This window comes from Leisingera sp. S132, from assembly GCF_025144465.1.
Classification (GTDB): Bacteria; Pseudomonadota; Alphaproteobacteria; order Rhodobacterales; family Rhodobacteraceae; genus Leisingera.
Genome location: NZ_CP083553.1, coordinates 3,345,568 through 3,366,266, shown reverse-complemented (window position 1 = coordinate 3,366,266; position 20,699 = coordinate 3,345,568). Strand labels below are relative to the sequence as shown.

Below are 20,699 nucleotides of genomic sequence, written 5' to 3'. Positions count from 1 at the left end.
AAGCCAGTGGAGCGCGCAGGGGTTTGACATTGCACAACTCAGGCTAGTTTCCTGCCAATGCAGCCGCCAGCAAGGCGGCGCCAGCCAGGGAGAAACCCATGTGTGACCATTGCGTAATGAATGCTGTCAAGGACCGGATGCTGTCGCGCCGGTCGCTGTTCAAGGCCAGTGCCGCAGCCGCCGCCGGAGCCGCCCTTGGGGCGGGCGCCTCTGCCCCCGCTGCCGCCATGGCGCACGGCGGGGTGGTGGACATGACCCATGCCTATGACGCCGATTTCCCGACCTATTTCGGACAGCCCGGGGTGGAGATCACCCAGGCCTTCAATTTCAAGGACAACGGTTTCAACCTGTTCAATCTGACCCTGAACGAGCACACCGGCACCCATATCGACGCGCCGCTGCATTTCTCGGCGGATGGGCAGGCGGTCAATGAGATCCCGGTGCAGAACCTGATCTGCCCGCTCTGTGTGATCGACATCGCCGCCCGCGCCGCGGAAAGCCCGCACGCCCAGGTGACGCCGGACGACATCAAGGCCTGGACCGCCGAACACGGCGACATCCCGGATGGCGCCTGCGTGGCGATGCATTCCGGCTGGGGCGGCAAAACCGGCAGCGACGGCTTCCGCAATGCCGACAGCGAAGGTGTCATGCATTTCCCCGGCTTCCATGTGGAAGCGGCACAGATGCTGCTGGAAACCGGCGCCGTGGCGCTGGCGGTGGACACGCTGTCGCTGGACCACGGGCCCTCCACGGATTTTGCGACGCATTATGCCTGGCTGCCGCAGAACCGCTACGGGATCGAGAACCTGGCCAATCTGGACCAGGTGCCTGCCAGCGGCGCCCGGCTGTTCGTGGGGGCGCCTGCGCACCGCGGCGGCTCCGGCGGGCCGGCCCGCATTCTGGCCCTGGCCTGATGTGATACGGCCGGCGCAGGGGGCTGCGCCGGCCGGGTCCCCGGAGAAAGCTTGCTCAGGTGCCGGATGGCTGCAGCCTGCCTGCCTCGCGGCGCATGATATCCTTGGCCAGTTCGCTGAGGATTTCCATGCTGAAACCGCCGAGCTGCCGGTGGCGGTCCCGCACTGCCTCCCAGATGTCGTCGCGGCGGATATTGTCCAGCAGCTCATGGCCGCTCCAGGTAAGGCCGCGCACATGCCAGTTGCCGTTCGACAGCCGGCTGAACCGGGCCAGCCCGGCGCTTTCCAAGAGGCTCAGATGATAGGACAGCTTGCGCGCCTCGGCGTCGGGCAGGCATTCCTCTGCGGGCAGCATCATCGCTTCGGCAGAAGTGCGCGGCAGGGCGCAGAAAGCCTCCTTCCCGCCCTCGATCTCGAGCAGAAGCCTGCGAATTTCACCGATGTCTCTTTGCCACCTGACCATGAACCGATTCCCGCTGCGCGTCGAACTAGCGCGAAATGGGAGCAGGTCAAATTCTCTGCAAGCCTGCGTTGTGCAACCCCGCCATGCACGGCAGGCAAGGGAAGCTGCGTCAACCGGGGGGTCAGACCATGTGCCGCGCCCGCGCGCCGCGCTCGATCGCGGCGGCGTGCAGACGGTCGATGTTCAGCTCGTAGCGGACCTCTGCCAGGAACTCCAGCTCGGTCTCGCCCAGCACCCCGTCGGCTGCCGCCACATCGCAGGACAGCGCATAGGCCGTCTCGAACAGCCGCTCCGGCAGGTCGCCGCGGATCAGGCCGAACAGGGCTTCCAGCCCGTCCTCCTGCTCAAACAGGTCGAACACGGTGCGGGAAATGCGGGCCACCCGGTCGATGTCATAATCGGCAAACACCGGCAGCATGTTCACCGCCGACTGGATTTTGACCAGCTCGGCGGTGCGGATGTTCTCGTCCGAGGCAGACACCGCCACCATCAGCGCCACCAGGCAGTCCTGCGGGGACATCGGGTGCGGGGTTTGCTCTGTCATGGACGAATTCCTTGTCTGGAAATATTGCGATGCAATCAGGATAGGTATGCCCGCAGCCGGGTTCAACGGCAGACCGCGCGCTGCGGCAATTTTTGCAAGCCCCGGGTCCGCAAATCCCTGTGCCGGAAGGGCTGCCATTATTGACTCATGCTGCACAGGCACAATAGAGGGAAGGGCCGGATGCATGGGGCGTCCGGGATGATCACGCGGCACGCCGATAGCTGACAGAACTGCCGCCGATGGAGAACGCAAATGTCTGATGTGCGCAACGAGGCTCTGAAGAGCAAAGCCTGGCCGTTTGAAGAAGCCCGCCGGGTTCTCAAACGTTATGCCAAGGGCGCGCCGGAGAAGGGCTATGTGCTGTTCGAAACCGGCTATGGCCCGTCGGGCCTGCCGCATATCGGCACCTTCGGCGAGGTTGCCCGCACCACCATGATCAAGAAAGCGTTCGAGGTGATCTCGGACATCCCCACCAAGCTGATCTGCTTCTCCGACGATCTGGACGGCATGCGCAAGGTGCCCGGCAACGTCCCCAACCAGGAGGCGCTGGCAGAACACCTGCAAAAGCCGCTCACTTCGGTGCCGGACCCGTTCGGCACACACGAAAGCTTCGGCCACCACAACAACGCCATGCTGCGCCGGTTCCTCGACACCTTCGGGTTCGAGTATGAGTTCTACTCGGCCACCGAATTCTACGGCACCGGCCAGTTCGACGAGATTCTGAAGCGCGCCGTCGACAAGTACGACGACATCATGGCGATCATGCTGAAGTCCCTGCGTGAGGAGCGCCGCCAGACCTATTCGATCTTCCTGCCGATCCACCCGGACACCGGCCGCGTTCTGTACGTGCCGATGAAGAAGGTCTGCGCCGAGACCTATACCGTCACCTTTGACGACGAGGACGGCAAGGAATGGACCCTGCCGGTCACCGGCGGCAACGTGAAACTGCAGTGGAAGCCGGACTTCGGCGCCCGCTGGGCCGCGCTGGGCGTCGATTTCGAGATGTACGGCAAGGATCATTCGACCAACACGCCGATCTATGACGGCATCTGCCGGGTTCTGGGCCAGCGCGCGCCGGAGCACTTCACCTATGAGCTGTTCCTCGATGCCAACGGCCAGAAGATTTCCAAATCCTCCGGCAACGGCATCTCGATCGACGAATGGCTGACCTACGCCTCGACCGAGAGTCTGGCGTATTTCATGTACCAGAAGCCCAAGACCGCCAAGCGGATGCATTTCGACGTGATCCCCAAGGCGGTGGACGAATACCATCAGCAGCTGCGCGCCTACCACACACAGGACCTGAAGGCGCAGCTGAACAACCCGGTCTGGCACATCCACGGCGGCGACGTTCCGCAGTCGGACATGGTGGTGCCGTTCTCGATGCTGCTGAACCTGGCCTCTGCCTCCAGCGCAGAGGACAAGGAAACCATGTGGGGCTTCATCAACAAATACGCCCCCAACGCCACCCCCGAAACTCATCCGGGCATGGATCAGGCGGCGGGCTTTGCAGTCGCTTACTTCAATGACTTCGTGAAGCCGGCCAAGGAATTCCGCCTGCCCACCGATCAGGAGCGTGCGGCGCTCAGCGATCTGGCGGATGCGCTGAAATCGGCGGACGCCGCCCTGGCCGCGATTGCCAAAAAGAACGAGATCGCCGGCAACACCGACCCGCTGCCCGAGGCGGATTTCGCGGATGAGGAATTCCTGCAATCCGTGGTTTTTGCAATCGGCAAGATCCACGGGTTCGAGCCGCTGCGCGCCTGGTTCTCGGCAATCTACGAGGTGCTACTGGGTGCCTCTCAGGGCCCGCGCTTCGGCGGCTTTATCGCGCTTTACGGCGTCGAGGACACCATTGCGCTGATCGAAAAGGCACTCGCGGGCGAGCTGGCCTGAGCCTGAACAGTCTATTGCAATCGAAGGGCGCGGGTTTCCGCGCCCTTCTTCGTTTCCAGCCTTGCCGCCCGCGGCCCCGCCCTGCGCAACAAAATTACCAGATCGCAAAAAATGTTTGACGCAGCGTCACTCTGTCCTAACATTAAGAAACGGACCGGGAGGGACAGATGCGCAGTGTTCTGTTTGCGGGGGTAAGTGTTTTTCTTCTGACCTTCCCGGCCTTTGCCCAGAGAGAGCCGGTCACAGCTGTGATCGGCTCTCAGTTTGAGGCCTTCCTGAACAATGATGCTGAGACGGCGTTCACCTATGCCTCTCCGGATATCCGGCGGATCTTCGGCACGCCTGAGCGGTTTGGCGAAATGGTGCAGCAGGGCTATCCGATGGTCTGGCGCCCGGCAGAGGTGCGCTACCTGGACCTGCGCGAAGTGGCGGGCAGCCTGTGGCAACGGGTCATGATCACCGATCAAAGCGGCGCCGTGCACCTGTTGGATTACCAAATGGTTAATCTGGAAAACGGCTGGAAAATCAATGCGGTGCACCTTTTGAAAGGGCAGGCCGGCAGCGTCTGAGCCCAGGGCAGCGTACGCACCGCTGGGCGGAATTTAACACCCTTTCTGTACTTCCTTTTTCCCGAACGCGAGATGCGCAGCAGGAAAGGAAGCTTCCATGAACAAGGCAATCACCGACGGTCTGCAGCTGATGCCCCCCGCCTTTGCGGAGGGTCTGGGCGTCTGGTCCAGCGGCGACGGCACACCGGGGTCTGACACCTATGACGGCGCCGCCAATGCGATCTTTGTGGCGGCGGATGGCGATTTCGGCGGCTGCCTGGAGATGCAGAAGATCGAGAACACCCAGAAACTGCGATTCATGGGCCAAACGCCGCTGGAGCCGGGCTGCTACCTGCAGGTCAAGGTCCGCATCAAGGCCATGAGCGGCGCGCTGCCGTCGGTCCGGGTTGCGGGCTGGGCGGCGGCGGCAGGCGGCGGCCACATCAGCGGCGTCACCGAATTTGCGCCGCAGGTTGCGCTCAGCACCTATGGCCAGGTGGTGGAGGTGACCGGCATCGTCGGCAGCGGCAGCCGCGGCGGCGTGGACATGCCCTGGGGCCGCGATGCGGCCTATGGCCATCTCGGCCTCGACCTCACCGGCGCCAACGGCGGCGTGGTGCGGATTGATGACATCGAGATCACCGACATCACCAGCGCCTTCCTGCGCGACATGCTGAACGTGGTGGACGTCACCGACTATGGCGCGGTGGGCAACGGCAGTTTCGACTGCACCGCCGCATTCGAGGCCGCCGACGCCGCTGCAGACGGCCGCCGCATCCTGGTGCCGGCCGGGGAGTTCTATCTGGCCAGCACCGTGTCACTGAACCACGAGGCGGTGTTTGAAGGCACGGTCGAGATGCCGGACAGCGCCATGCTGCTGCTGACCCGGAACTTCGATTTTCCCTCCTACGCCGCAGCCTTCGGGGACGAGGGGTTGGGGTTCCGGAAGGCGTTCCAGGCACTCTTGAACAACTCCGACCATGAATCGCTGGACCTGATGGGCCGCAAGATCACCGTCAGCGCCCCCATCGGCATGGCGGCGGCGGTGCCCAACAAGACCTCCTATGCCACCCGCCGCATCATCCGCAACGGCCAGATCGAAGCCGCGGACAGCGCCGCCTGGGACACGCAGGTGGTAACGTCGCAGGCGACCTACAGCGCTGCGGATGCCAAGAAGCTGACCAATGTCACCAATATCGCCAACATCGCCGTTGGCTCCCTGGTCGAAGGCGCGGGCGTCGGGCGCGAGGTTTATGTCAGATCCAAGAACACCGGTGCCGGCGAGCTGACCCTCAGCGGCGCGCTCTATGATGCAGAGGGCACCCAGAACTTCACCTTCCGCGACTTCAAATACCTGTTGGATTTCAGCGGCTTCGGCTCGCTCAGCAAATTCGGGCTGCAGGACATTGAGTTCCAGTGCAACGGCCGCTGCAGCGCCGTGCGGCTGGCGCCCTCCGGGTCGGTGAACACCTTTGACAGCTGCTTTTTCTCCCGCCCGCTGGACCGCGGCATCACCTCCACAGGCACCGGCTGCCAGGGGGTTCTGATCGACAATTGCCAGTTCCTGTCGAATGAAGACGCGCTGGATGTGCCCAACCGCGTCAGTATCGGCCTCAACGTCAATGCCAATGACTCCAAGCTGCGCAGCAACCGCGCCACGCGGTTCCGGCACTTCGCAGTGCTGGGCGGCAGTTACAACACCGTGGCCGGCAACCACTTCTTTCAGGGCGACGCGGTGCCCAACGGGGTGCGCACAGCCGGGCTGGTGCTGACCGCCAACAACTGCACCTCCACTGTGTCGGACAACTACATCGACAATTGCTTCATCGAATGGACCAACGAGCGCGACACCACGCCGGACTTCAACGGCGGGTTTTCCTTCAGCGCCTTGTCCGTCACCGCCAATGTGTTCCTGTCCGGCGATGTGGCACCCTGGTTCAGCTACTTCGTCATCAAACCCTACGGCAGCGGCAACTTCCTGAACGGGGTCTCTGTCACCGGCAACAAGTTCCGCTCCCTCAATGGCACCATCGACCGCGCGGAACGGGTTGATACCAGCTTTGCCAATCTGGACTTCAGCCGCTCCAAACACGTCGATTTCAGCGGCAACATGTACCACAACGTTCTGATCCAGTCGGCCAACCCGCTGCGGCGGGTGCATAATCAGGCCTCGGCCGCCTCCACCTGGACGGTTGCCGGCGGCGGCGAGCTGCCGTTTGAGGGCCATGCGCGGTTTGTCGACAGCGTGGTGCCGCTTGGCGCTTTGCAGACCAGCGGCAACAGCACCCGCTACATCACCTCCTATGCAGAGGTCTCGCAGGGGGCGAACAACGACAATGTGAACCTGCGCTGGCCGGAAGCGGTCAAGGGGCAGGTGCAAGTGCTGCTGCGGATGGACAGCGGGTCCTGACGCGGTGGCCCTAACCGCCTGGCAGCAGATCAGCGGCGGCAAGGCGGAACGCCTTGCCGAAGCCGCCGTTCAGATGCGCTGCCGTGACGGTAAAGCGGACAAAGCTGAAATCGGCAAACTGCAGATACAGTTTGGCCTTCGGCTGATGCGCCAGATAGGCCGCGGCAACAGCATCATGCTCCGGGCCGCCACGCGGCACAAAGGCCGCCTCTGCCAGCAGGCTGAGCCGCGGGTGGGTCAGCGCATCGCCCTTGGCGCCCGGCTCCCCCACCATCAGGGAACAGGCCGGGTGCTGCCGAAGCGCCCCTGTGTGCTGCGCCAGATCGGAGATCAGACTGATCGGATGCCCTTGGGGATCCAGGCCAAAGGCCACCCGCGTCACCAGCGGCTGGCCGCCCTCCAGCAGCACGCCAAGCGCGGCAAACCGGGCCCTGGTCATCAGGCCGCGGGCCATCCCGCGGGCTTGGTCATCGGTGGGGCGGATCACATCGGTCATGGCGCGCTATCTGTTTGCGGAAAGGGTTCAGAATTTCTGCCACAGCCCCAGCTTCAGGCCAAGGCTGCCCTCTCCCGCGCTGCGGTGCTCTACCCCGACGACCAGCTCGCGCCCGGTGCGCAAGGGATAGCGCAGCGACGGCGTCAGCGTGTAGGAGAACACCCCGCCATCCGGCTTGGAGGTCTCGATCTGCAGCATCGGGGCGGGTTTGCCGGGGCGGTTCAGGCCCAGGGTGGCGTCCAGTTTCCAGACCGCCGCCAGCCCGCTATTGCGCAGCTCATAGGCCGCATCGATGGCCAGCCAGCCGCTGATGGTGCCGGTGTCGAAGCCGCGGCCATAGGACAGGGTGGCCTTCTGCATCATCATCCAAAAACCGCGGTCGTGATTGCCGCCAAAGGCGGCCTCTGCCGCCAGCCGGTAGCGCGCGCCCTCATAAAGCGGCATCCGGGCAAAGATCAGCGCATGGCCGGACAGATCGCCGGTCTGGTTCAGGTCCACCCCCAGCGTCAGCTTGGGCGTGATGCCATAGGCGCCGTAATAGCTCAGCTCGTGCTGTTCACCGCTGGCGGTCTGCCGGTAGCTGGCGCTGGCTGCAGCAAAGCCTTGGCCCGGCGCCTCAAGCCAAGCGCCGCCATCCGCCGGCGGGGCCAGCAGCACGGCAAGACAGGCGGCATAGGCAGGTCTCATCCCGAAACCTCGTTGCGAGTGCTGCAAGGGTTCGGCCTTATGGTTAAGGTTGTGTTAACTGCCTTTCAGGCCACCGGGAGGGGTGCCGTAAAAAATGTCGTGCGCTTGATGCGCGAACGGGCGTAGGCTGGGATCACGTCAACGGAGGAGCCAATGCCGAAAATAGCAAAAACCGCGGACATCCAGACCGTTATCACCACATTCGAGATGACGCCGGGCACTTGCCAGGACCTGCTGGAGGCGCTTGAAAATGCCTATGCGGAGTTCATCTCCAAGCAGCCGGGCTTCATTGCGGCAGGGCTGCATGTGAATGATGCGCAGACCCGGATCGCCAACTACTCGCAATGGCGCCGCCGCGAGGATTTCATGGCGATGCTGCGCAGCCCGGAGATGCGCGAGCGCAACCGCAAGATCAACGAGCTGTGCCGCAGCTTCGAGCCGGTGATGTATGACGTCGCAGAGGTGTTCGGGGCCTGAGGGCGCGCTCAGGGCAGCTGGGGCCGCAGCTGCCTTGCGGTTTTGGTGACGCGCATGATCCACGTCAAACCGCCTGCCGGCTGCGCAGTGCAGACTTGCAGCGAAAGGAGAAATGCCATGTATCACAATATTCTGGTTCCGGTCTCATTTGACCCCGAACGCGACACCACCGGGCCGCTCAAGGTGGCGCGGCTGCTGTCGGCCCCCAACGCCAAGGTGACGCTGCTGCATGTGATCGAAGAAGTGCCGGCCTATGCGATTTCCTATATCCCGGCGGATTTCATGGAGGGCACCCGCACGGCGCTGCAGGCAGAGCTGGACGGGCTGGCCAAGACGCTGCCCAATGCCGAAGGCGTGCTGGTGGAAGGCCATTCCGGCCGCACCATCCTGGACTGGGCAGAGCAGAACGGCCCGGATCTGATCATCCTCGCCTCGCACCGGCCGTCGATGCAGGACCTGATCTGGGGGTCGACCTCAGGCCACGTGGTGCGCCACGCGGCCTGCGCCGTGCATGTGGTGCGCTGAGGCGCGGGCCGGCCCTCAGGCCGGGACCGCCGCTTTCAGCAGGCTCCAGGCCAGCCGGATCATGCCGCCGGGCAGCAGAGCAGAGCGCAAGAGAACCTTGTTCGAATTCACCGCTTCTGCGATGCGGGCATAATGGACCTGCTTGTTCGCCGGTGAGCGCAGCAGGATGGTTTCGGCCTTCTTCATTGCCGCTTCGGTCTGCCGCTTGATCTGAGGCACCGCCTCCCGCTTCACCGGGCGGTACAGGTTGAGCCCCTTGCGCTTGACCGGCTGGGCAGGATCCAGGTTCTGCTTGACGGCCCGGGTCAGCGTTTCTTCCACCAGAACCAGCGCCCTGTGTGCCTCGGCATAGGCCTGGTTGCCGTCCAGCTTCTGCGCCGCCAGCTTGTAGGTATGGCGGTAGCAGTCGTATTTGTAAGCCCAGGGCAGGGTGCCGCAGCGCTCAAACCCGCGGGTCAGGGTGGTCACAACCGCCTTGGTGGTCTTGGAACTGAGACCGCTGCGCTGGCCGCCGCCGGAATCCATGCCGTCCCGGCTGCCGCCGCCGCCATCGCCCCCGGCAAGGGCCGTGGCGCAGGAAAAGATCAGGGCCAGAAGCCCGGCGAGGATGGTCTTGCTGCTCATGTAAGCCTCCGTGATTTGGTCCCAGCTTACCATGCGTCAGCTTTCTGGAAACGGGCGGAAAGCTGCAAATTGCGGGATTTTGCACTGGTTTTGCCTTGCAGGAGGCCAAAGCGGTGCCCACGTGAAAGGCTGGAGTTGCAGAAGGAGACGCGCATGCAGTGCCCGATTGACGGAACCGAACTTGTGATGTCCGACCGCGCCGGGGTCGAGATCGACTATTGCCCGCGCTGCCGCGGCGTGTGGCTGGACCGGGGCGAATTGGACAAGATCATCGAACGTTCCGCCCAGCCGGTGCAGCCCGCGCCGCAGCCGCAGCGCTATGACGACCGCAGCCGGGAGCACGGCCGGGAAGATGGCCGGAAATACGAAAAGAAGTACGAAAAGAAGTCCTTCAAGAAGAAATCGAAGAACTTCCTGGAAGATCTGTTCGACTTCTGAATGCCGCCAGCCGGGCCGCCCCGGCATCACGGGGGCGGCTGGCCGCGGGTATCAGTGCATGGTGCAGAAGGAGCCGTGTTTGGCGTCCTTCATCAGGGTGTCGAAATCGGACCCTTTCATTTCCACCAGCGTCTTGTGGTCGCCGGCCTCGAACCAGACTTTGTCGAGCCCGGTGAGGCTGTCGTCGATCACCGTCGGCACCATATAGGCCGCGCCGACGCAAGGCGCCGCGCCGGGGTCGCAGTCATCAAAGACCTGATCCAGTTCAATTTCCGGCGCGAGGCCAAGGCGGCGGTCGACCATCGACTGCAGCTTGTGCAGATCGACCTTCTGGTCAGAGGGGATCACCGCCAGAAACGGGCCTTCCTCCATGTGGATCAGGACCGATTTGGCCAGATGGCCGCCCGGCACATGGGCGGCTTCGGCGCATTCGGACGCGGTGGCGGTATAGGGGTGGCGGACGGTGGCAAAGGGCAATCCCTGTGCCTCCAGATGATGTTTCAGGCGTGAGGCAATCATCGAAGGGTCCTCCTGTCTGGGGCGGGACCCCGGCAGCGCGTGGCGCAGGTCCTGGCCGCCGCGGGAGCGTTCCGGCTCACTGATCTGGCGGCGGCATCAGCCCTGGGCGCAGCAAGCGGCAGGCCGGGGCGCGCGCAGGTTTATGGTGCCTGACAGTCTGCGCCCGAAGGGGTGAGTCGGGCAAGGGGGCGGGGCGGCGGGCCTGCAACCCGCGGAAATATCCTGGGAACCCATTGCGCCCCTGGGCCGTTATCCCTGCGACGCACCGCTGTGGTGCCAGGTAATCGAGAGGGAAAACCCATGAAGACAGGATCTGCCGTTGCCATTGGAGTGGCCGCCGTTATTGCCGCCGCCGCCGCGTTCTACATGATCGACGTCGACCAGACCGAAGAGGCCCGCCTGCCGGATGTGGAGGTGAGCGTCGAGGGCGGCCAGCTGCCCGAGTTCGATGCCGAGGTCGGGTCGGTCGAGCTGACGGAGGAAACCGCCACCGTGAAGGTGCCGGATGTCGACGTGGAGATGAAAGACGCCGAGATCACCGTGCCCGGCATCGAAGTGACCCCGCCGGAAGATACCGGCACCGAGACCGCCGCCGACAACTGATTTGGAATACGTGGTGAAGAGTGGTCCCCCTCCGGAATTTCCGGAGGGGTTTTTTGTGGCTTGGGGCGGGGGAGCGGTGGCTGGGTGAGGGGTGTAAATGAAAGGGGGTTTCGCTGCGAAACCTTGTTTATTTATAAGTGATTAACCTTTTGCGGAGCTGTTTTTTAGGTGGCGTCGTGCGAGTTAGGGAGCTGGTTCGTGTTAAACTGAATGTTTGCAGTACGGGGTAAAGTGTGCTGTGTATCTTGCCATTCATCGCAGGTTAACCGTAAAGAAAGTCGCAGGTGTTATACTGGTCACAATCCTGCCGTGATTTGGTGTGACTCTAGGAAATGTGTGACACACCCAATGTACATGGTTACAATACTCAATGCGTCTTCTGTTGAATGGTAAGACGCTTAGGAGGGCATATGACAAACTTGTCTACATCTCCGCGGCTGCTTGAGAAGCTCGCAGCCGCAGCTAAGCGGGGTCTCTCGGAAGAAGAAGTGCGAGCGCAGAGAATCTCGTTCATAATGAGTGGAGTGGACGAAGACAGCACGATTACACGAGACCAAATCGAAAAAGTCGTCAAAAAACTGGAAGGGTTGTCTGTTAATTGATCCTGATAGATTTGACAGGCGGGGAAAATCACCCCGCCTACCAGAAATTTGCGATTGAAAATGGTTCGAGGCAGTACGATTTTCTTAGGTCGGCAGTCGAAGGTGCCTTAGCCGTAAATCGACCTTTTTTGTCCCAAACTGTTTTAAAGGCGTTGAATTTTCACGCGATTGCGTGCTTGCACACATCAGCTGGCGAATTCCGCCCTTGCCCCGTGACAGTTGGTGAATACCATCCACCGGCTGAGTTTCAAGTGCCTGGTTTGATGGACGATTTTGTCAATCAAGTAAATCGGCATTGGGTGGAACAAGATGCGCTAGTATTAGCAGCCTTCGTTTTATGGCGATTGAACTACATCCATCCGTTCATTAACGGCAACGGTCGAACTGCCAGGGCTGCTTGCCTTTTTGTGCTTTGCGTGAAACTCGGAGGATGGTTGCCAGGAACACCGATCTTGCCTGAGTTAATTCGGCAGAATAGAGGTGAGTACGTGGAGATCATGAAAGCCGTAGATGCCAGTGCGGAAAAAGGTGCACTTGACTTAGGGGCTCTACATGATTTCCTCGCGCGTTTGCTTGAACAACAACTCGCGTCTGCGAACAGTAGCGATGAAGCTACGGAAGATGGGCCTAACGACGACGGCAAATAATCCTGCGTTTGTGTTGTAAGTGCATTGGCTCAAAGCTATCGAATTCCGTGGTGACCACCCTACGAATACTTCTTCTGCGACTTGCCCCGGCACGCCCTTGTCCCGGCCTTCCCAGCCGTTGACCGCCCCCGCGATTTGACGGCCGCCTCGGACGCCGCCTCCACCGCCGATTGCCGGGCCAGCGGGTCGTCGGAGATGGCGAGGTCGACCGCCTCCAGCCGTTTGATCTCGTCGCGCAGGCGGGCGGTTTCTTCGAACTCCAGGTTCTCCGCCGCGTGGCAACTCGCTACGACAAAACCAGGGAAAGCTTCCTGGGCTTCATCGACATTACATCCATCCGGCTCTGGCTCAGACATTTGTCAACATGACCTAGCGTTGCAGTAACCACTTCCGGATCTGAAAAACGTTGCCGTTGGCTTGTGTCTTGCCAATTGGAAAGCCATGGCAGCATCGTGCGGTGACAGCACAAAAATGATTGTGTCCGTCACCGCTCGTCTTTTGCCGGTGAACAATGCCGAACACCTGAAATCAATGGGGCCGGACCTAAAGTGACGCCGCCGCGCGGCTGGCCTGATCATAATGCCCGGACAGTGCACGCAGGCTGCGGGCCAGCTCGCGCAGGTCCTGTCCTGGCAATTCGCCTGCGTCCAATCCATCCAGCAGGCAATGGCGGCGGATGTCGCGGTAGGCGGCGCAGAGGTCCGCGCCCACTGCCGAGGTGCGATAGAAAACCTCCTTGCCGCGTTTCTCTGAGTCCAGCAGCCCGGCCTTCAGCAGTTTGCGCAGCCCGTAGTTCACCGTGTGGCTGTCCTCGATGTTCAAAAGGAAGCAGATGTCGGACAAGCGCTTGTCCTTGCTGCGGTGATTGACGTTGTGCAGGATCAGGATTTCCAGCGGGCTGAGGTCGGGCTGGCCGGCCGCGGACATGCAGCGGGCGGTCCAGCGCGAAAATGCATTGAAGGCGACGATCAGCCCGTATTCCAGTTCCGACAGTTCCCATCCGTCGCCCTCTGCCAGATGGCGGGAGGAGACGATTCGGCGGCCGTCCGGTTGGTTCTCAGCCATCTTTAGCTCCTTCATTATTGATAAAACCCCGGTGTTTTACCTGCTTGAAGCTATAAAAATGCAAAGTATCAGCAAGATCAAGCGAGCAGGAACCCACTTTGGCATAACGTTGACAAATTGTCAGCGTTATGAGTATAAATAGACAACAAACCGCATTGGGAGGAAAAAATGCAGATCACACGTATTCTGGGCAGCGCCGCCGTTCTTGTTGCCGGGCTGTCGGTTTCAGTCCAGGCAGCGACCTGGGACATGCCGACGCCTTATCCGGACGCCACGTTCCACACCAAGAACATCGCTGAATTTGCCAGCGACGTGGCCGAGGCCACCGGTGGCGGGCTGGAAATCAAGGTCCATTCGGCCGGCTCCCTGTTCAAGCACCCGGAAATCAGCAAAGCGGTGCGCAGCGGCCAGGTGCCTGCGGGCGAGTTCTTCCTGTCGCTCTTGGCCAATGACAACCCGGCGTTTGGCGCCGACTCGCAGCCGTTTCTGGCGACCAGCTACGCCGAGGCCGAACGGCTATGGGCGGCGCAGAAGGATGTGATCGACGGGCTGCTGGACGAACAGGGGCTGATGGCGCTCTATGCTGTGCCGTGGCCGCCGCAGGGGCTGTACACCACCAAGGAAATCAACAGTGTCGAGGATCTGGCGGGGCTGAAGTTCCGCACCTATAACGCGACGCTGGAGCAGTTCGCCAACCTGGCGGGTGCCGCGCCGACCCAAGTTGAGGTTCCGGACATTCCGCAGGCCTTCAGCACCAGCCGGGTCGAGGCGATGATCACCTCGCCCTCTACCGGCGTGAATTCCAAGGCCTGGGACTTCCTGACCCATTACACCGATATCCAGGCCTGGATCCCGAAGAACATCGTGGTGGTGAACAAGCGGGCGTTCCGCCGTCTGGACGAGGCGACCCAGACCGCGATCCTGCAAGCCGCGGCAGAGGCAGAGGCGCGCGGCTGGGAGATGAGCCGGGCCGAGACCAGCAGCCAGATCGAGGTGCTGAAGGAAAACGGCATCACCGTTGTTGAGCCGTCGGAGCAGCTGATGGAAGGCCTGCGCGCGATTGGCGCCGAGATGCTGGAGAATTGGAAGGGCGAGGCCGGGGAGGCCGGTGCCACCCTGCTGAACGCCTACCAGCAGTAACTGCAACATGACCGGACGCCTGGGGCGGCGTCCGGTCTCCTGGGGAGGAGGGGCAGCCATGCGGCCTGTGCTTGATTTCATCTACCGTGCGGCCGGGGGCCTGGCAGCACTGTTTATCGTGGCCATCGTGGCGCTGGTTTTTGCGCAGGTGTGCCTGAACCTCGCCGACAAGATCGCGGTGGCGCTGACCGGAACCGGGGTGGGCCTGACGATCCCGTCTTATGCGGATTTCACCGGCTTTTTCCTGGCCGCCTCGACCTTTCTGGCGCTGGCCTATGCGCTGCGCGCAGGCGGCCATATCCGGGTGACGCTGGTGACCAACCGCTTGCCCCCCGCCGCCCACCGCGCGGCGGAGCTGGGGGTGATCCTGCTGGCGCTGGCGATGAGCGGCTTTGCCACCTGGTACATGGGGCTGCTGCTGCTGGAATCGCTGGAGTTCGGCGACCGCAGCGCGGGCATGGTGTCGGTGCCACTGTGGCTGCCGCAGGCGCCGGTGGCGCTTGGCCTTGCGATCCTCACCCTGGCGCTGGCGGACGAGCTGATCTCCGTGCTGCGCGGCGCGCTGCCCTCCTGGGAGGGCAAGTGCGAAAATCTTCTGAGCGAATAGGGGATCACCATGTCGGTTGCCGCGCTTTCCATCATTCTTCTGGTCCTTCTGTTTCTGTTCCTGGGCGCTGGCCTGTGGGTGGCCTTTGCCCTGCTGGGCGTGGGCATCGCCGCGATGGCGCTGTTCACCGAGGCGCCGCTGGGGCTGGTGATGGCCACCACCATGTGGGGCCACAGCAACTCCTGGGCCTTGGCGGCGCTGCCGCTGTTCATCTGGATGGGCGAGATCCTGTTCCGCTCGCGCCTGTCGGAGGACATGTTCACCGGGCTGTCGCCCTGGATGAACCGGCTGCCGGGGCAGCTGTTGCATGTGAACGTCTTTGCCTGCGGGATCTTTGCTGCGGTGTCAGGGTCGTCTGCCGCCACGGCGGCCACCATCGGCAAGCTGTCGATCCCCGAACTGTCGCGCCGCGGCTATCCTGAAAAGCTGGTGATCGGCACGCTGGCGGGCTCTGCCACGCTGGGGCTGCTGATCCCGCCGTCGATCATCCTGATCGTCTATGGCGTGGCGACCGAGCAATCCATCGCCCGGCTGTTTGTCGCGGGGGTGCTGCCGGGCGTGCTGCTGGTCGGGCTGTTCGTGGGTTATGTGGTGGTCTGGGCGCTGCTGAACCGCAGCCAGCTGCCGGCCGAGGACATTGCCGCCACCTTCCGCGAAAAGCTGAAGCGCGCCCGCAGGCTGGTGCCGGTGGTGCTGCTGATCGGCGGGGTGATCGGCTCGATCTATACGGGCATCGCTTCGCCCACCGATGCAGCGGCCGTGGGGGTGGTGCTGGCGCTGCTGTTGTCGTGGCAGTCCGGCTCGCTGACGCGGCAGAGCTTTACCGAAGGGCTGATGGGGGCGACCATCACCTCCTGCATGATCGCCTTTATCCTGGCGGGGGCGTCGTTCCTGACGGTGGCGATGGGCTTCACCGGCATTCCGCGCATCCTGGCGGAGTGGATCGGTTCGCTGAACCTGTCCACCTTCACGCTGCTGGCGGCGCTGACCATCTTCTTTGTGATCATGGGCTGCTTCCTCGACGGGATTTCGGTGGTGGTTCTGACCGCGTCGGTGATCATGCCGATGGTGCTGGAGGCGGGCATTGATCCGCTGTGGTTCGGCATCTTCCTGGTGATCGTGGTGGAGATGTCGCAGATCACCCCGCCGGTTGGCTTCAACCTGTTTGTTCTGCAGTCGCTGACCGGGCGGGACATACTGACCGTGGCCAAGGCGGCGCTTCCGTTCTTCTTCCTGATGATCGTGGCGCTGGTGCTGATCGTGCTGTTCCCGTCCATCGTGACCTACCTGCCGGAGCAGATGTGATGGCTGAGGTGAGCGCAGCACCGCCCGTCCCTGAGATCCGCACGGTTGGGGTGGACGGTATGCTGATAAGCTTTGGCAGCCGCCTGAGCGAGCCGGCCAACCGCGCTGCCCTGGCGTTCCGCGCCGCCCTGGCGCGGGAAAGCTGGGACGGGGTGGAGGAGGTCTCAACCTCGCTGGTGTCGGCTTATGTGCGGTTTGATTTGCGGCATCTGGACCATGCGGCGCTGCGGGCGCGGCTGGAGGGGCTGCTGGCGCAACGCGACTGGTATGCCGCCGCGCTGCCCGGCCAGCGCCGCCTGTGGCGCATTCCGGCGGTGTTCGGCACCGAGCTGGCGCCGCAGTTGCCGCAGGCGGCAGCGGCTGCGGGCATGAGCGAGGCGGAGGCGGTGGCCTCCTTGTCGGCGGCGCGGGTGCGGGTGCAGACCATCGGTTTTGCCCCCGGCCAGCCCTATCTGGGCGAGCTGCCGGAGGCCTGGGACATTCCGCGCCAGACCCAGCTGACCACCCGCATTCCCGAAGGCGCGCTGGCGGTGGCGATCCGGCAGCTGGTGCTGTTCTCGGTTGCCGCGCCCACCGGCTGGATGCATGCGGGCCAGACCGCGGTGCGGCTGTTCCGCCCGGATGCGGAGGAGCCGTTCCGGCTGCGCCCTGGCGACGAGGTGCAATTTACCCCGGTGACGCCGGAAGAGCTGCAAGGCTTGCGGCGCGATCCGCTGGGCGGCGCCAAGGCGGAGGCGCTGATATGACCAGTACATTGACGGTCTTGCGCGCCGGGCCGGGGGTGAGTGTTCAGGACGGCGGCCGCCCGGGCTGGCTGGAATACGGGGTGTCGCGCGGCGGCGCGGCTGACCGGCTGGCGCTGGCCGAGGGCGCGGCGCTCTTGAGCCAGGATGCGGATCTGGCGGCGGTTGAGATGGCCGGCATGGGCGGCGAGTTCCAGGCCGGCAGCGATCTGCGCATCGCCCTGACCGGCGCGCCGATGCGGGCGAGCATCGACGGCGCAGCGGTGGCCTGGAACGCCAGCCACATGCTGCCCGCGGGTGCGCGGCTGGCCATCGGCGCGGCCCGCAGCGGCGTCTATGGCTACCTGCACGTGGGCGGCGGTATTCAGACGCAGGAACTTCTGGGCGCGCGTTCGGCGCATCTTGCGGCGGGCATTGGCTCGCCGCTGGCCGAAGGCGACGAGCTGCATACAGGCCCGGACAGCGGCCGCACCACCGGGCTGGGGCTGGCAGCGGATGACCGGTTTGAAGGCGGCACCGTGCGGGTGGTGGCGAGCCTGCAGACAGCATTGTTCCCGCAAGCCGAGCTAGAGCGGTTCGAAGGCACGGCCTTCCGCCGCGGGGCGCGCGGCAACCGTATGGGTGTGCCGGTGAAGAGCGATGGCGGCGGTTTCCGCCCCGACGGCGCACGCACGGTTGTGTCTGAGGTGATCGTGCCCGGCGACATCCAGGTGACCGGCGATGGCACGCCCTATGTGCTGCTGTCGGAATGCCAGACAACCGGCGGCTATCCGCGGATCGGCACGGTTGTGCCGTGCGATCTGCCCTTGCTGGCGCAGGCGGCGGCGGGGGCGGAGCTGCACTTCCGTTTCATCCCGCTGGAGGAGGCTGTAGAGCTGGAACGGGTTGAGGCGGAGCGGCGCGAGGGCCTGCGCAGCCAGTGCTATCCTTTGATCAGGGATCCGCACACCATGACGAACCTGCTGTCCTATCAGCTGATCAGCGGCGCGATTGCCGGTGAAGAAGACGTCTTGTGAGGATGTGAGATGACCCGGACTGTCGATCTGAATGCCGACATGGGCGAAAGCTTTGGCGCCTGGTCCCTGGGCGATGATGCGGGGCTGCTGGATATCGTGACCTCGGCTAATATCGCCTGCGGCTTTCACGCGGGCGACCCGGATGTGATGGCGGCGACGATCAAACACGCGGTGGCCAAGGGCACCGGCATCGGCGCCCATCCGGGATTTCCTGACCTTCAGGGCTTTGGCCGCCGCCGGATGTCGGTGCCGAATGAGACCTTGGGCAACATGGTGCGCTACCAGCTGGGCGCAGCGCAGGCGATGGCGCGGGCTGCGGGCGGCGCGGTGCGGCATCTGAAATTGCACGGGGCACTCGCGAATATGGCCTCCGCGGATGTGGAGATGGCACGTGCCTGTTATCAGGCGGCCCTGTCAGTCGACCCGGAGATCATCGTAATGGCGCTGGCGGAAACCGCCCAGCAGCAGGCCGCGCAGGAACTGGGTTGCAACTCTGCGTGCGAGATCTTTGCTGACCGTGCCTATAACGACGATGCAACTTTGGTCGACCGCAGGCTGCCTGGCGCAGTAATTCATGATCCGGCCGAAGCCGCGGGGCGGATGGCAGCTATGGTTCAGGAAAAGGCCATCATCACCGCCAGCGGCAAGCGTATCCCGGCACGGATCGACACCATATGCCTTCATGGGGACACTCCGGCTGCCCTTGCAATTGCAGCGGCCGTTCGCAACGCGCTGCTGGGAAGCGGAGTAAGCCTCGCCAAGGCCGATGGTGCGGTTCTTTGAGCTTCCTTCCGGATAGTGCCTTCCGCTGTCCGCCAGGGGTAGTGCCGGCTGACTGGGGCAATAATTCATGGGGCTCTTGCAAGCCAGTGAATGGCCCCGGTCGCTGACCCGGTTTTGGTTTCGCCGGTAAAGCCGCCTGTTGGGCAGTGCATGCGCAGGCCTCCTCAGGAAAACGGCGGTATGAGACCTCCCTTTCGGCGCGTATGGAAACCTCGCCCAAAGAGGCTTCAGCAATCCCAGATCTCCGGCTGTGCCGTTGGTGATTTGCTGTGGTATCACTGTAAGTCGCTGAATTTATGAAAAATTATTGCCATCACTTGACGTTATTTTCTTTTCGTTAAGCATATCTCCGGACCCTGTCTCAGCAGATAACCACAGTTTTGAGGGTCTTATGAACGAGGTCATTTCTTCGACAATACTGTCTCCGGAGAAGGGATTGCAGGATGCTTGGGGCTGGTTCGACGTAAGCTAGGACGACCGGGCCCGGGTTTCAAGCCTTCTGCCGGTGGCCGAACAGAACATCGATGCAATCTTGCAAGACTACTACGCGCGGGAAGGCGGCTATGACCACGCAGGCGTTGAGGGCGAGGCCTCCGGCATGCAGGTGGTGAAGGACGAGCAGAGGCGCCATCTGCTTGAACTTTTTGATGCTGGCCTCGATCAAAAGTACTTTGAAAGCCGTAAGGGGGCCGGAATTTTCAACGAGGCCTACGGCATCTCTCCCAGCCTTTATCTGGGTCTCTACACGTTTTCCATCAATCGGATCTGCGATCTGGTTCAGGAAGAAATGAGCGACGAGGCTGAGGCCCTGGAAACTCAGCGATCGCTGCGCAAGATAGCGGCCTGTCATCAGGCAATCACCATCGAGGCATTTTCGGCGGCGCGTGAACAGGCCATTGAAATGCGCGAACGGGAGATGAGCGAACTGCCGACGCCGGTCTTGCGCCTGCAGGAGGGGCTGTTGCTGGTGCCTGTGGTTGGCGTGCTGGACAGCCACCGGTCGCGTCTCCTGACAATGCAGATTCTTGACGCGATCCGGGATCAGGATGCCCGTGTCGTGGTGCTCGACATTACCGGGGTTGCGGCGGTCGACAGCATGGTGGCCAACCATCTGATCCAGACCATGACAGCAACGCGGCTGATGGGGGCGCAATCGGTGCTGACCGGGATCAGCGCCGAAGTGGCACAGGCGCTGGTCAAGATCGGTGTGACGGGTGACGCTCTGAACCCTGCAGGCGACCTGGAGCGCGGCGTCGCAACTGCCCGCAAACTGCTGGAGCGCTGAAGTGGCCCGGCGCGTTCCGATCATAAGCCAGGGGGATTTGCTGATCGCGGCGGTTCAGGAAGAACTGTCAGACAGCGATATCCAGCAGATGCAGCACAGTATCCTGAACGAGGTGTCCCGGCGTGCGGCGTCCAAGGTTATTCTGGACGTAAGCCTTCTGGATGTCATCGACAGTTTCGGCACAAGGATGCTGAGCGATATCGCTGCGTCGGTTTCCCTGCGCGGAGCGCGGATTGCAATTGTTGGCATCCGGCCGGAAATTGCCATGGCAATGGTGCTTCTTGGGCTCAACCTGGAGAGTGTTCCGACAGCGCTGAACCTGGATCACGGAATTGAAGTCCTGCGGGACAGCTCATGAACGT

General features: G+C 62.9%; 24 protein-coding genes and 2 pseudogenes. 18 read left to right on the top strand and 8 right to left on the bottom strand.

Annotated features, from left to right (window positions below; translation table 11 throughout):
- The first annotated feature begins 98 nt into the window (after positions 1-98).
- Positions 99-914, top strand: a complete 816-nt coding sequence (locus tag K3725_RS16640; protein ID WP_260016381.1) for a cyclase family protein — start codon at positions 99-101, stop codon at positions 912-914.
- Between the two features lie 55 nt (positions 915-969).
- On the opposite strand, the gene K3725_RS16635 is transcribed toward K3725_RS16640, so the two are convergent.
- A complete protein-coding gene (locus K3725_RS16635; protein ID WP_260016380.1) occupies positions 970-1,377 on the bottom strand; it encodes a DUF2513 domain-containing protein in 408 nt (135 codons plus the stop codon).
- 121 nt (positions 1,378-1,498) lie between these two features.
- Complete coding sequence (locus tag K3725_RS16630) at positions 1,499-1,921, bottom strand: tellurite resistance TerB family protein (RefSeq protein ID WP_029204852.1); 423 nt, start codon at positions 1,919-1,921, stop codon at positions 1,499-1,501.
- Between the two features lie 252 nt (positions 1,922-2,173).
- On the opposite strand from K3725_RS16630, the gene K3725_RS16625 reads away from it, so the two are divergent.
- The 3 genes from K3725_RS16625 (at position 2,174) to K3725_RS16615 (ending at position 6,775) form a co-directional block, all read left to right on the top strand.
- The gene (locus K3725_RS16625) at positions 2,174-3,817 is read left to right on the top strand and encodes a lysine--tRNA ligase (RefSeq protein ID WP_260016379.1); all 1,644 of its coding nucleotides are present in this window, start codon (positions 2,174-2,176) and stop codon (positions 3,815-3,817) included.
- 167 nt (positions 3,818-3,984) lie between these two features.
- Positions 3,985-4,386, top strand: coding sequence for a DUF4864 domain-containing protein (locus K3725_RS16620; RefSeq protein WP_260016378.1), 402 nt, complete (start codon positions 3,985-3,987; stop codon positions 4,384-4,386).
- 97 nt (positions 4,387-4,483) lie between these two features.
- Positions 4,484-6,775: a glycosyl hydrolase family 28-related protein gene (locus K3725_RS16615; RefSeq protein ID WP_260016377.1), complete on the top strand. Its 2,292-nt coding sequence runs from the start codon at positions 4,484-4,486 to the stop codon at positions 6,773-6,775.
- A 10-nt stretch (positions 6,776-6,785) separates the two neighbouring features.
- Here K3725_RS16615 and K3725_RS16610 read toward each other — a convergent pair whose 3' ends face one another.
- Together K3725_RS16610 and K3725_RS16605 are read right to left on the bottom strand one after the other, a co-directional pair.
- Positions 6,786-7,271 carry a HugZ family protein gene (locus K3725_RS16610; protein ID WP_260016376.1) on the bottom strand — a complete coding sequence of 162 codons (486 nt, stop codon included), beginning with the start codon at positions 7,269-7,271 and terminating at the stop codon, positions 6,786-6,788.
- A 27-nt stretch (positions 7,272-7,298) separates the two neighbouring features.
- Positions 7,299-7,958, bottom strand: coding sequence for a hypothetical protein (locus tag K3725_RS16605; protein WP_260016375.1), 660 nt, complete (start codon positions 7,956-7,958; stop codon positions 7,299-7,301).
- 153 nt (positions 7,959-8,111) lie between these two features.
- Here K3725_RS16605 and K3725_RS16600 point away from each other — a divergent pair, with 153 nt between their 5' ends.
- Entirely contained in the window at positions 8,112-8,435 is a 324-nt protein-coding gene (locus K3725_RS16600; protein ID WP_039180660.1) for an antibiotic biosynthesis monooxygenase, read from the top strand.
- 117 nt (positions 8,436-8,552) lie between these two features.
- Positions 8,553-8,960: a universal stress protein gene (locus K3725_RS16595; protein WP_260016374.1), complete on the top strand. Its 408-nt coding sequence runs from the start codon at positions 8,553-8,555 to the stop codon at positions 8,958-8,960.
- A 15-nt stretch (positions 8,961-8,975) separates the two neighbouring features.
- Here K3725_RS16595 and K3725_RS16590 read toward each other — a convergent pair whose 3' ends face one another.
- Complete coding sequence (locus K3725_RS16590; protein WP_260016373.1) at positions 8,976-9,584, bottom strand: hypothetical protein; 609 nt, start codon at positions 9,582-9,584, stop codon at positions 8,976-8,978.
- A 153-nt stretch (positions 9,585-9,737) separates the two neighbouring features.
- On the opposite strand from K3725_RS16590, the gene K3725_RS16585 reads away from it, so the two are divergent.
- Entirely contained in the window at positions 9,738-10,022 is a 285-nt protein-coding gene (locus K3725_RS16585; RefSeq protein WP_260016372.1) for a zf-TFIIB domain-containing protein, read from the top strand.
- A 51-nt stretch (positions 10,023-10,073) separates the two neighbouring features.
- Here the strand turns inward: K3725_RS16585 and K3725_RS16580 are convergent, their stop codons facing one another.
- Positions 10,074-10,541 carry an aminoacyl-tRNA deacylase gene (locus tag K3725_RS16580; RefSeq protein ID WP_260016371.1) on the bottom strand — a complete coding sequence of 156 codons (468 nt, stop codon included), beginning with the start codon at positions 10,539-10,541 and terminating at the stop codon, positions 10,074-10,076.
- A 300-nt stretch (positions 10,542-10,841) separates the two neighbouring features.
- On the opposite strand from K3725_RS16580, the gene K3725_RS16575 reads away from it, so the two are divergent.
- Complete coding sequence (locus K3725_RS16575) at positions 10,842-11,144, top strand: hypothetical protein (protein WP_260016370.1); 303 nt, start codon at positions 10,842-10,844, stop codon at positions 11,142-11,144.
- A 598-nt stretch (positions 11,145-11,742) separates the two neighbouring features.
- Positions 11,743-12,393: a Fic family protein gene (locus K3725_RS16570; RefSeq protein ID WP_260016369.1), complete on the top strand. Its 651-nt coding sequence runs from the start codon at positions 11,743-11,745 to the stop codon at positions 12,391-12,393.
- Between the two features lie 59 nt (positions 12,394-12,452).
- Here the strand turns inward: K3725_RS16570 and K3725_RS16565 are convergent.
- Positions 12,453-12,668: pseudogene (locus K3725_RS16565) on the bottom strand (hypothetical protein); the annotation flags it as partial.
- Between K3725_RS16565 and K3725_RS22640 the strand changes: the two are divergent.
- A pseudogene (locus K3725_RS22640) lies at positions 12,657-12,761 on the top strand (IS5/IS1182 family transposase); the annotation flags it as partial. The pseudogenes K3725_RS16565 and K3725_RS22640 sit on opposite strands and share 12 nt — an antisense overlap.
- Positions 12,762-12,936: 175 nt before the next feature.
- On the opposite strand, the gene K3725_RS16560 reads toward K3725_RS22640, so the two are convergent.
- Positions 12,937-13,458, bottom strand: coding sequence for a winged helix DNA-binding protein (locus K3725_RS16560; protein WP_260016368.1), 522 nt, complete (start codon positions 13,456-13,458; stop codon positions 12,937-12,939).
- A gap of 168 nt (positions 13,459-13,626) precedes the next feature.
- On the opposite strand from K3725_RS16560, the gene K3725_RS16555 reads away from it, so the two are divergent.
- From K3725_RS16555 to K3725_RS16520, 8 genes are all read left to right on the top strand, one after another.
- The gene (locus K3725_RS16555) at positions 13,627-14,598 is read left to right on the top strand and encodes a TRAP transporter substrate-binding protein (RefSeq protein ID WP_260016367.1); all 972 of its coding nucleotides are present in this window, start codon (positions 13,627-13,629) and stop codon (positions 14,596-14,598) included.
- A gap of 58 nt (positions 14,599-14,656) precedes the next feature.
- A complete protein-coding gene (locus K3725_RS16550; protein ID WP_260016366.1) occupies positions 14,657-15,205 on the top strand; it encodes a TRAP transporter small permease in 549 nt (182 codons plus the stop codon).
- A gap of 9 nt (positions 15,206-15,214) precedes the next feature.
- Complete coding sequence (locus tag K3725_RS16545; protein WP_260016365.1) at positions 15,215-16,510, top strand: TRAP transporter large permease; 1,296 nt, start codon at positions 15,215-15,217, stop codon at positions 16,508-16,510.
- Entirely contained in the window at positions 16,510-17,256 is a 747-nt protein-coding gene (locus K3725_RS16540; protein WP_260016364.1) for an allophanate hydrolase subunit 1, read from the top strand. Before K3725_RS16545 ends, K3725_RS16540 begins: the two co-directional genes overlap by 1 nt.
- Complete coding sequence (locus K3725_RS16535) at positions 17,253-18,269, top strand: biotin-dependent carboxyltransferase family protein (protein ID WP_260016363.1); 1,017 nt, start codon at positions 17,253-17,255, stop codon at positions 18,267-18,269. Before K3725_RS16540 ends, K3725_RS16535 begins: the two co-directional genes overlap by 4 nt.
- A gap of 9 nt (positions 18,270-18,278) precedes the next feature.
- Positions 18,279-19,052, top strand: coding sequence for a LamB/YcsF family protein (locus K3725_RS16530; protein WP_260016362.1), 774 nt, complete (start codon positions 18,279-18,281; stop codon positions 19,050-19,052).
- A 532-nt stretch (positions 19,053-19,584) separates the two neighbouring features.
- A complete protein-coding gene (locus K3725_RS16525; protein WP_260016361.1) occupies positions 19,585-20,337 on the top strand; it encodes an STAS domain-containing protein in 753 nt (250 codons plus the stop codon).
- A 1-nt stretch (position 20,338) separates the two neighbouring features.
- Entirely contained in the window at positions 20,339-20,695 is a 357-nt protein-coding gene (locus tag K3725_RS16520; protein ID WP_260016360.1) for an STAS domain-containing protein, read from the top strand.
- Positions 20,696-20,699: the final 4 nt, after the last annotated feature.

Coding starts and splice junctions, on each gene's coding strand:
- K3725_RS16640 (WP_260016381.1), top strand. CDS start 99: ATGTGTGACCATTGCGTAATGAATGCTGTCAAGGACCGGATGCTGTCG.
- K3725_RS16635 (WP_260016380.1), bottom strand. CDS start 1,377: ATGGTCAGGTGGCAAAGAGACATCGGTGAAATTCGCAGGCTTCTGCTC.
- K3725_RS16630 (WP_029204852.1), bottom strand. CDS start 1,921: ATGACAGAGCAAACCCCGCACCCGATGTCCCCGCAGGACTGCCTGGTG.
- K3725_RS16625 (WP_260016379.1), top strand. CDS start 2,174: ATGTCTGATGTGCGCAACGAGGCTCTGAAGAGCAAAGCCTGGCCGTTT.
- K3725_RS16620 (WP_260016378.1), top strand. CDS start 3,985: ATGCGCAGTGTTCTGTTTGCGGGGGTAAGTGTTTTTCTTCTGACCTTC.
- K3725_RS16615 (WP_260016377.1), top strand. CDS start 4,484: ATGAACAAGGCAATCACCGACGGTCTGCAGCTGATGCCCCCCGCCTTT.
- K3725_RS16610 (WP_260016376.1), bottom strand. CDS start 7,271: ATGACCGATGTGATCCGCCCCACCGATGACCAAGCCCGCGGGATGGCC.
- K3725_RS16605 (WP_260016375.1), bottom strand. CDS start 7,958: ATGAGACCTGCCTATGCCGCCTGTCTTGCCGTGCTGCTGGCCCCGCCG.
- K3725_RS16600 (WP_039180660.1), top strand. CDS start 8,112: ATGCCGAAAATAGCAAAAACCGCGGACATCCAGACCGTTATCACCACA.
- K3725_RS16595 (WP_260016374.1), top strand. CDS start 8,553: ATGTATCACAATATTCTGGTTCCGGTCTCATTTGACCCCGAACGCGAC.
- K3725_RS16590 (WP_260016373.1), bottom strand. CDS start 9,584: ATGAGCAGCAAGACCATCCTCGCCGGGCTTCTGGCCCTGATCTTTTCC.
- K3725_RS16585 (WP_260016372.1), top strand. CDS start 9,738: ATGCAGTGCCCGATTGACGGAACCGAACTTGTGATGTCCGACCGCGCC.
- K3725_RS16580 (WP_260016371.1), bottom strand. CDS start 10,541: ATGATTGCCTCACGCCTGAAACATCATCTGGAGGCACAGGGATTGCCC.
- K3725_RS16575 (WP_260016370.1), top strand. CDS start 10,842: ATGAAGACAGGATCTGCCGTTGCCATTGGAGTGGCCGCCGTTATTGCC.
- K3725_RS16560 (WP_260016368.1), bottom strand. CDS start 13,458: ATGGCTGAGAACCAACCGGACGGCCGCCGAATCGTCTCCTCCCGCCAT.
- K3725_RS16555 (WP_260016367.1), top strand. CDS start 13,627: ATGCAGATCACACGTATTCTGGGCAGCGCCGCCGTTCTTGTTGCCGGG.
- K3725_RS16550 (WP_260016366.1), top strand. CDS start 14,657: ATGCGGCCTGTGCTTGATTTCATCTACCGTGCGGCCGGGGGCCTGGCA.
- K3725_RS16545 (WP_260016365.1), top strand. CDS start 15,215: ATGTCGGTTGCCGCGCTTTCCATCATTCTTCTGGTCCTTCTGTTTCTG.
- K3725_RS16540 (WP_260016364.1), top strand. CDS start 16,510: ATGGCTGAGGTGAGCGCAGCACCGCCCGTCCCTGAGATCCGCACGGTT.
- K3725_RS16535 (WP_260016363.1), top strand. CDS start 17,253: ATGACCAGTACATTGACGGTCTTGCGCGCCGGGCCGGGGGTGAGTGTT.
- K3725_RS16530 (WP_260016362.1), top strand. CDS start 18,279: ATGACCCGGACTGTCGATCTGAATGCCGACATGGGCGAAAGCTTTGGC.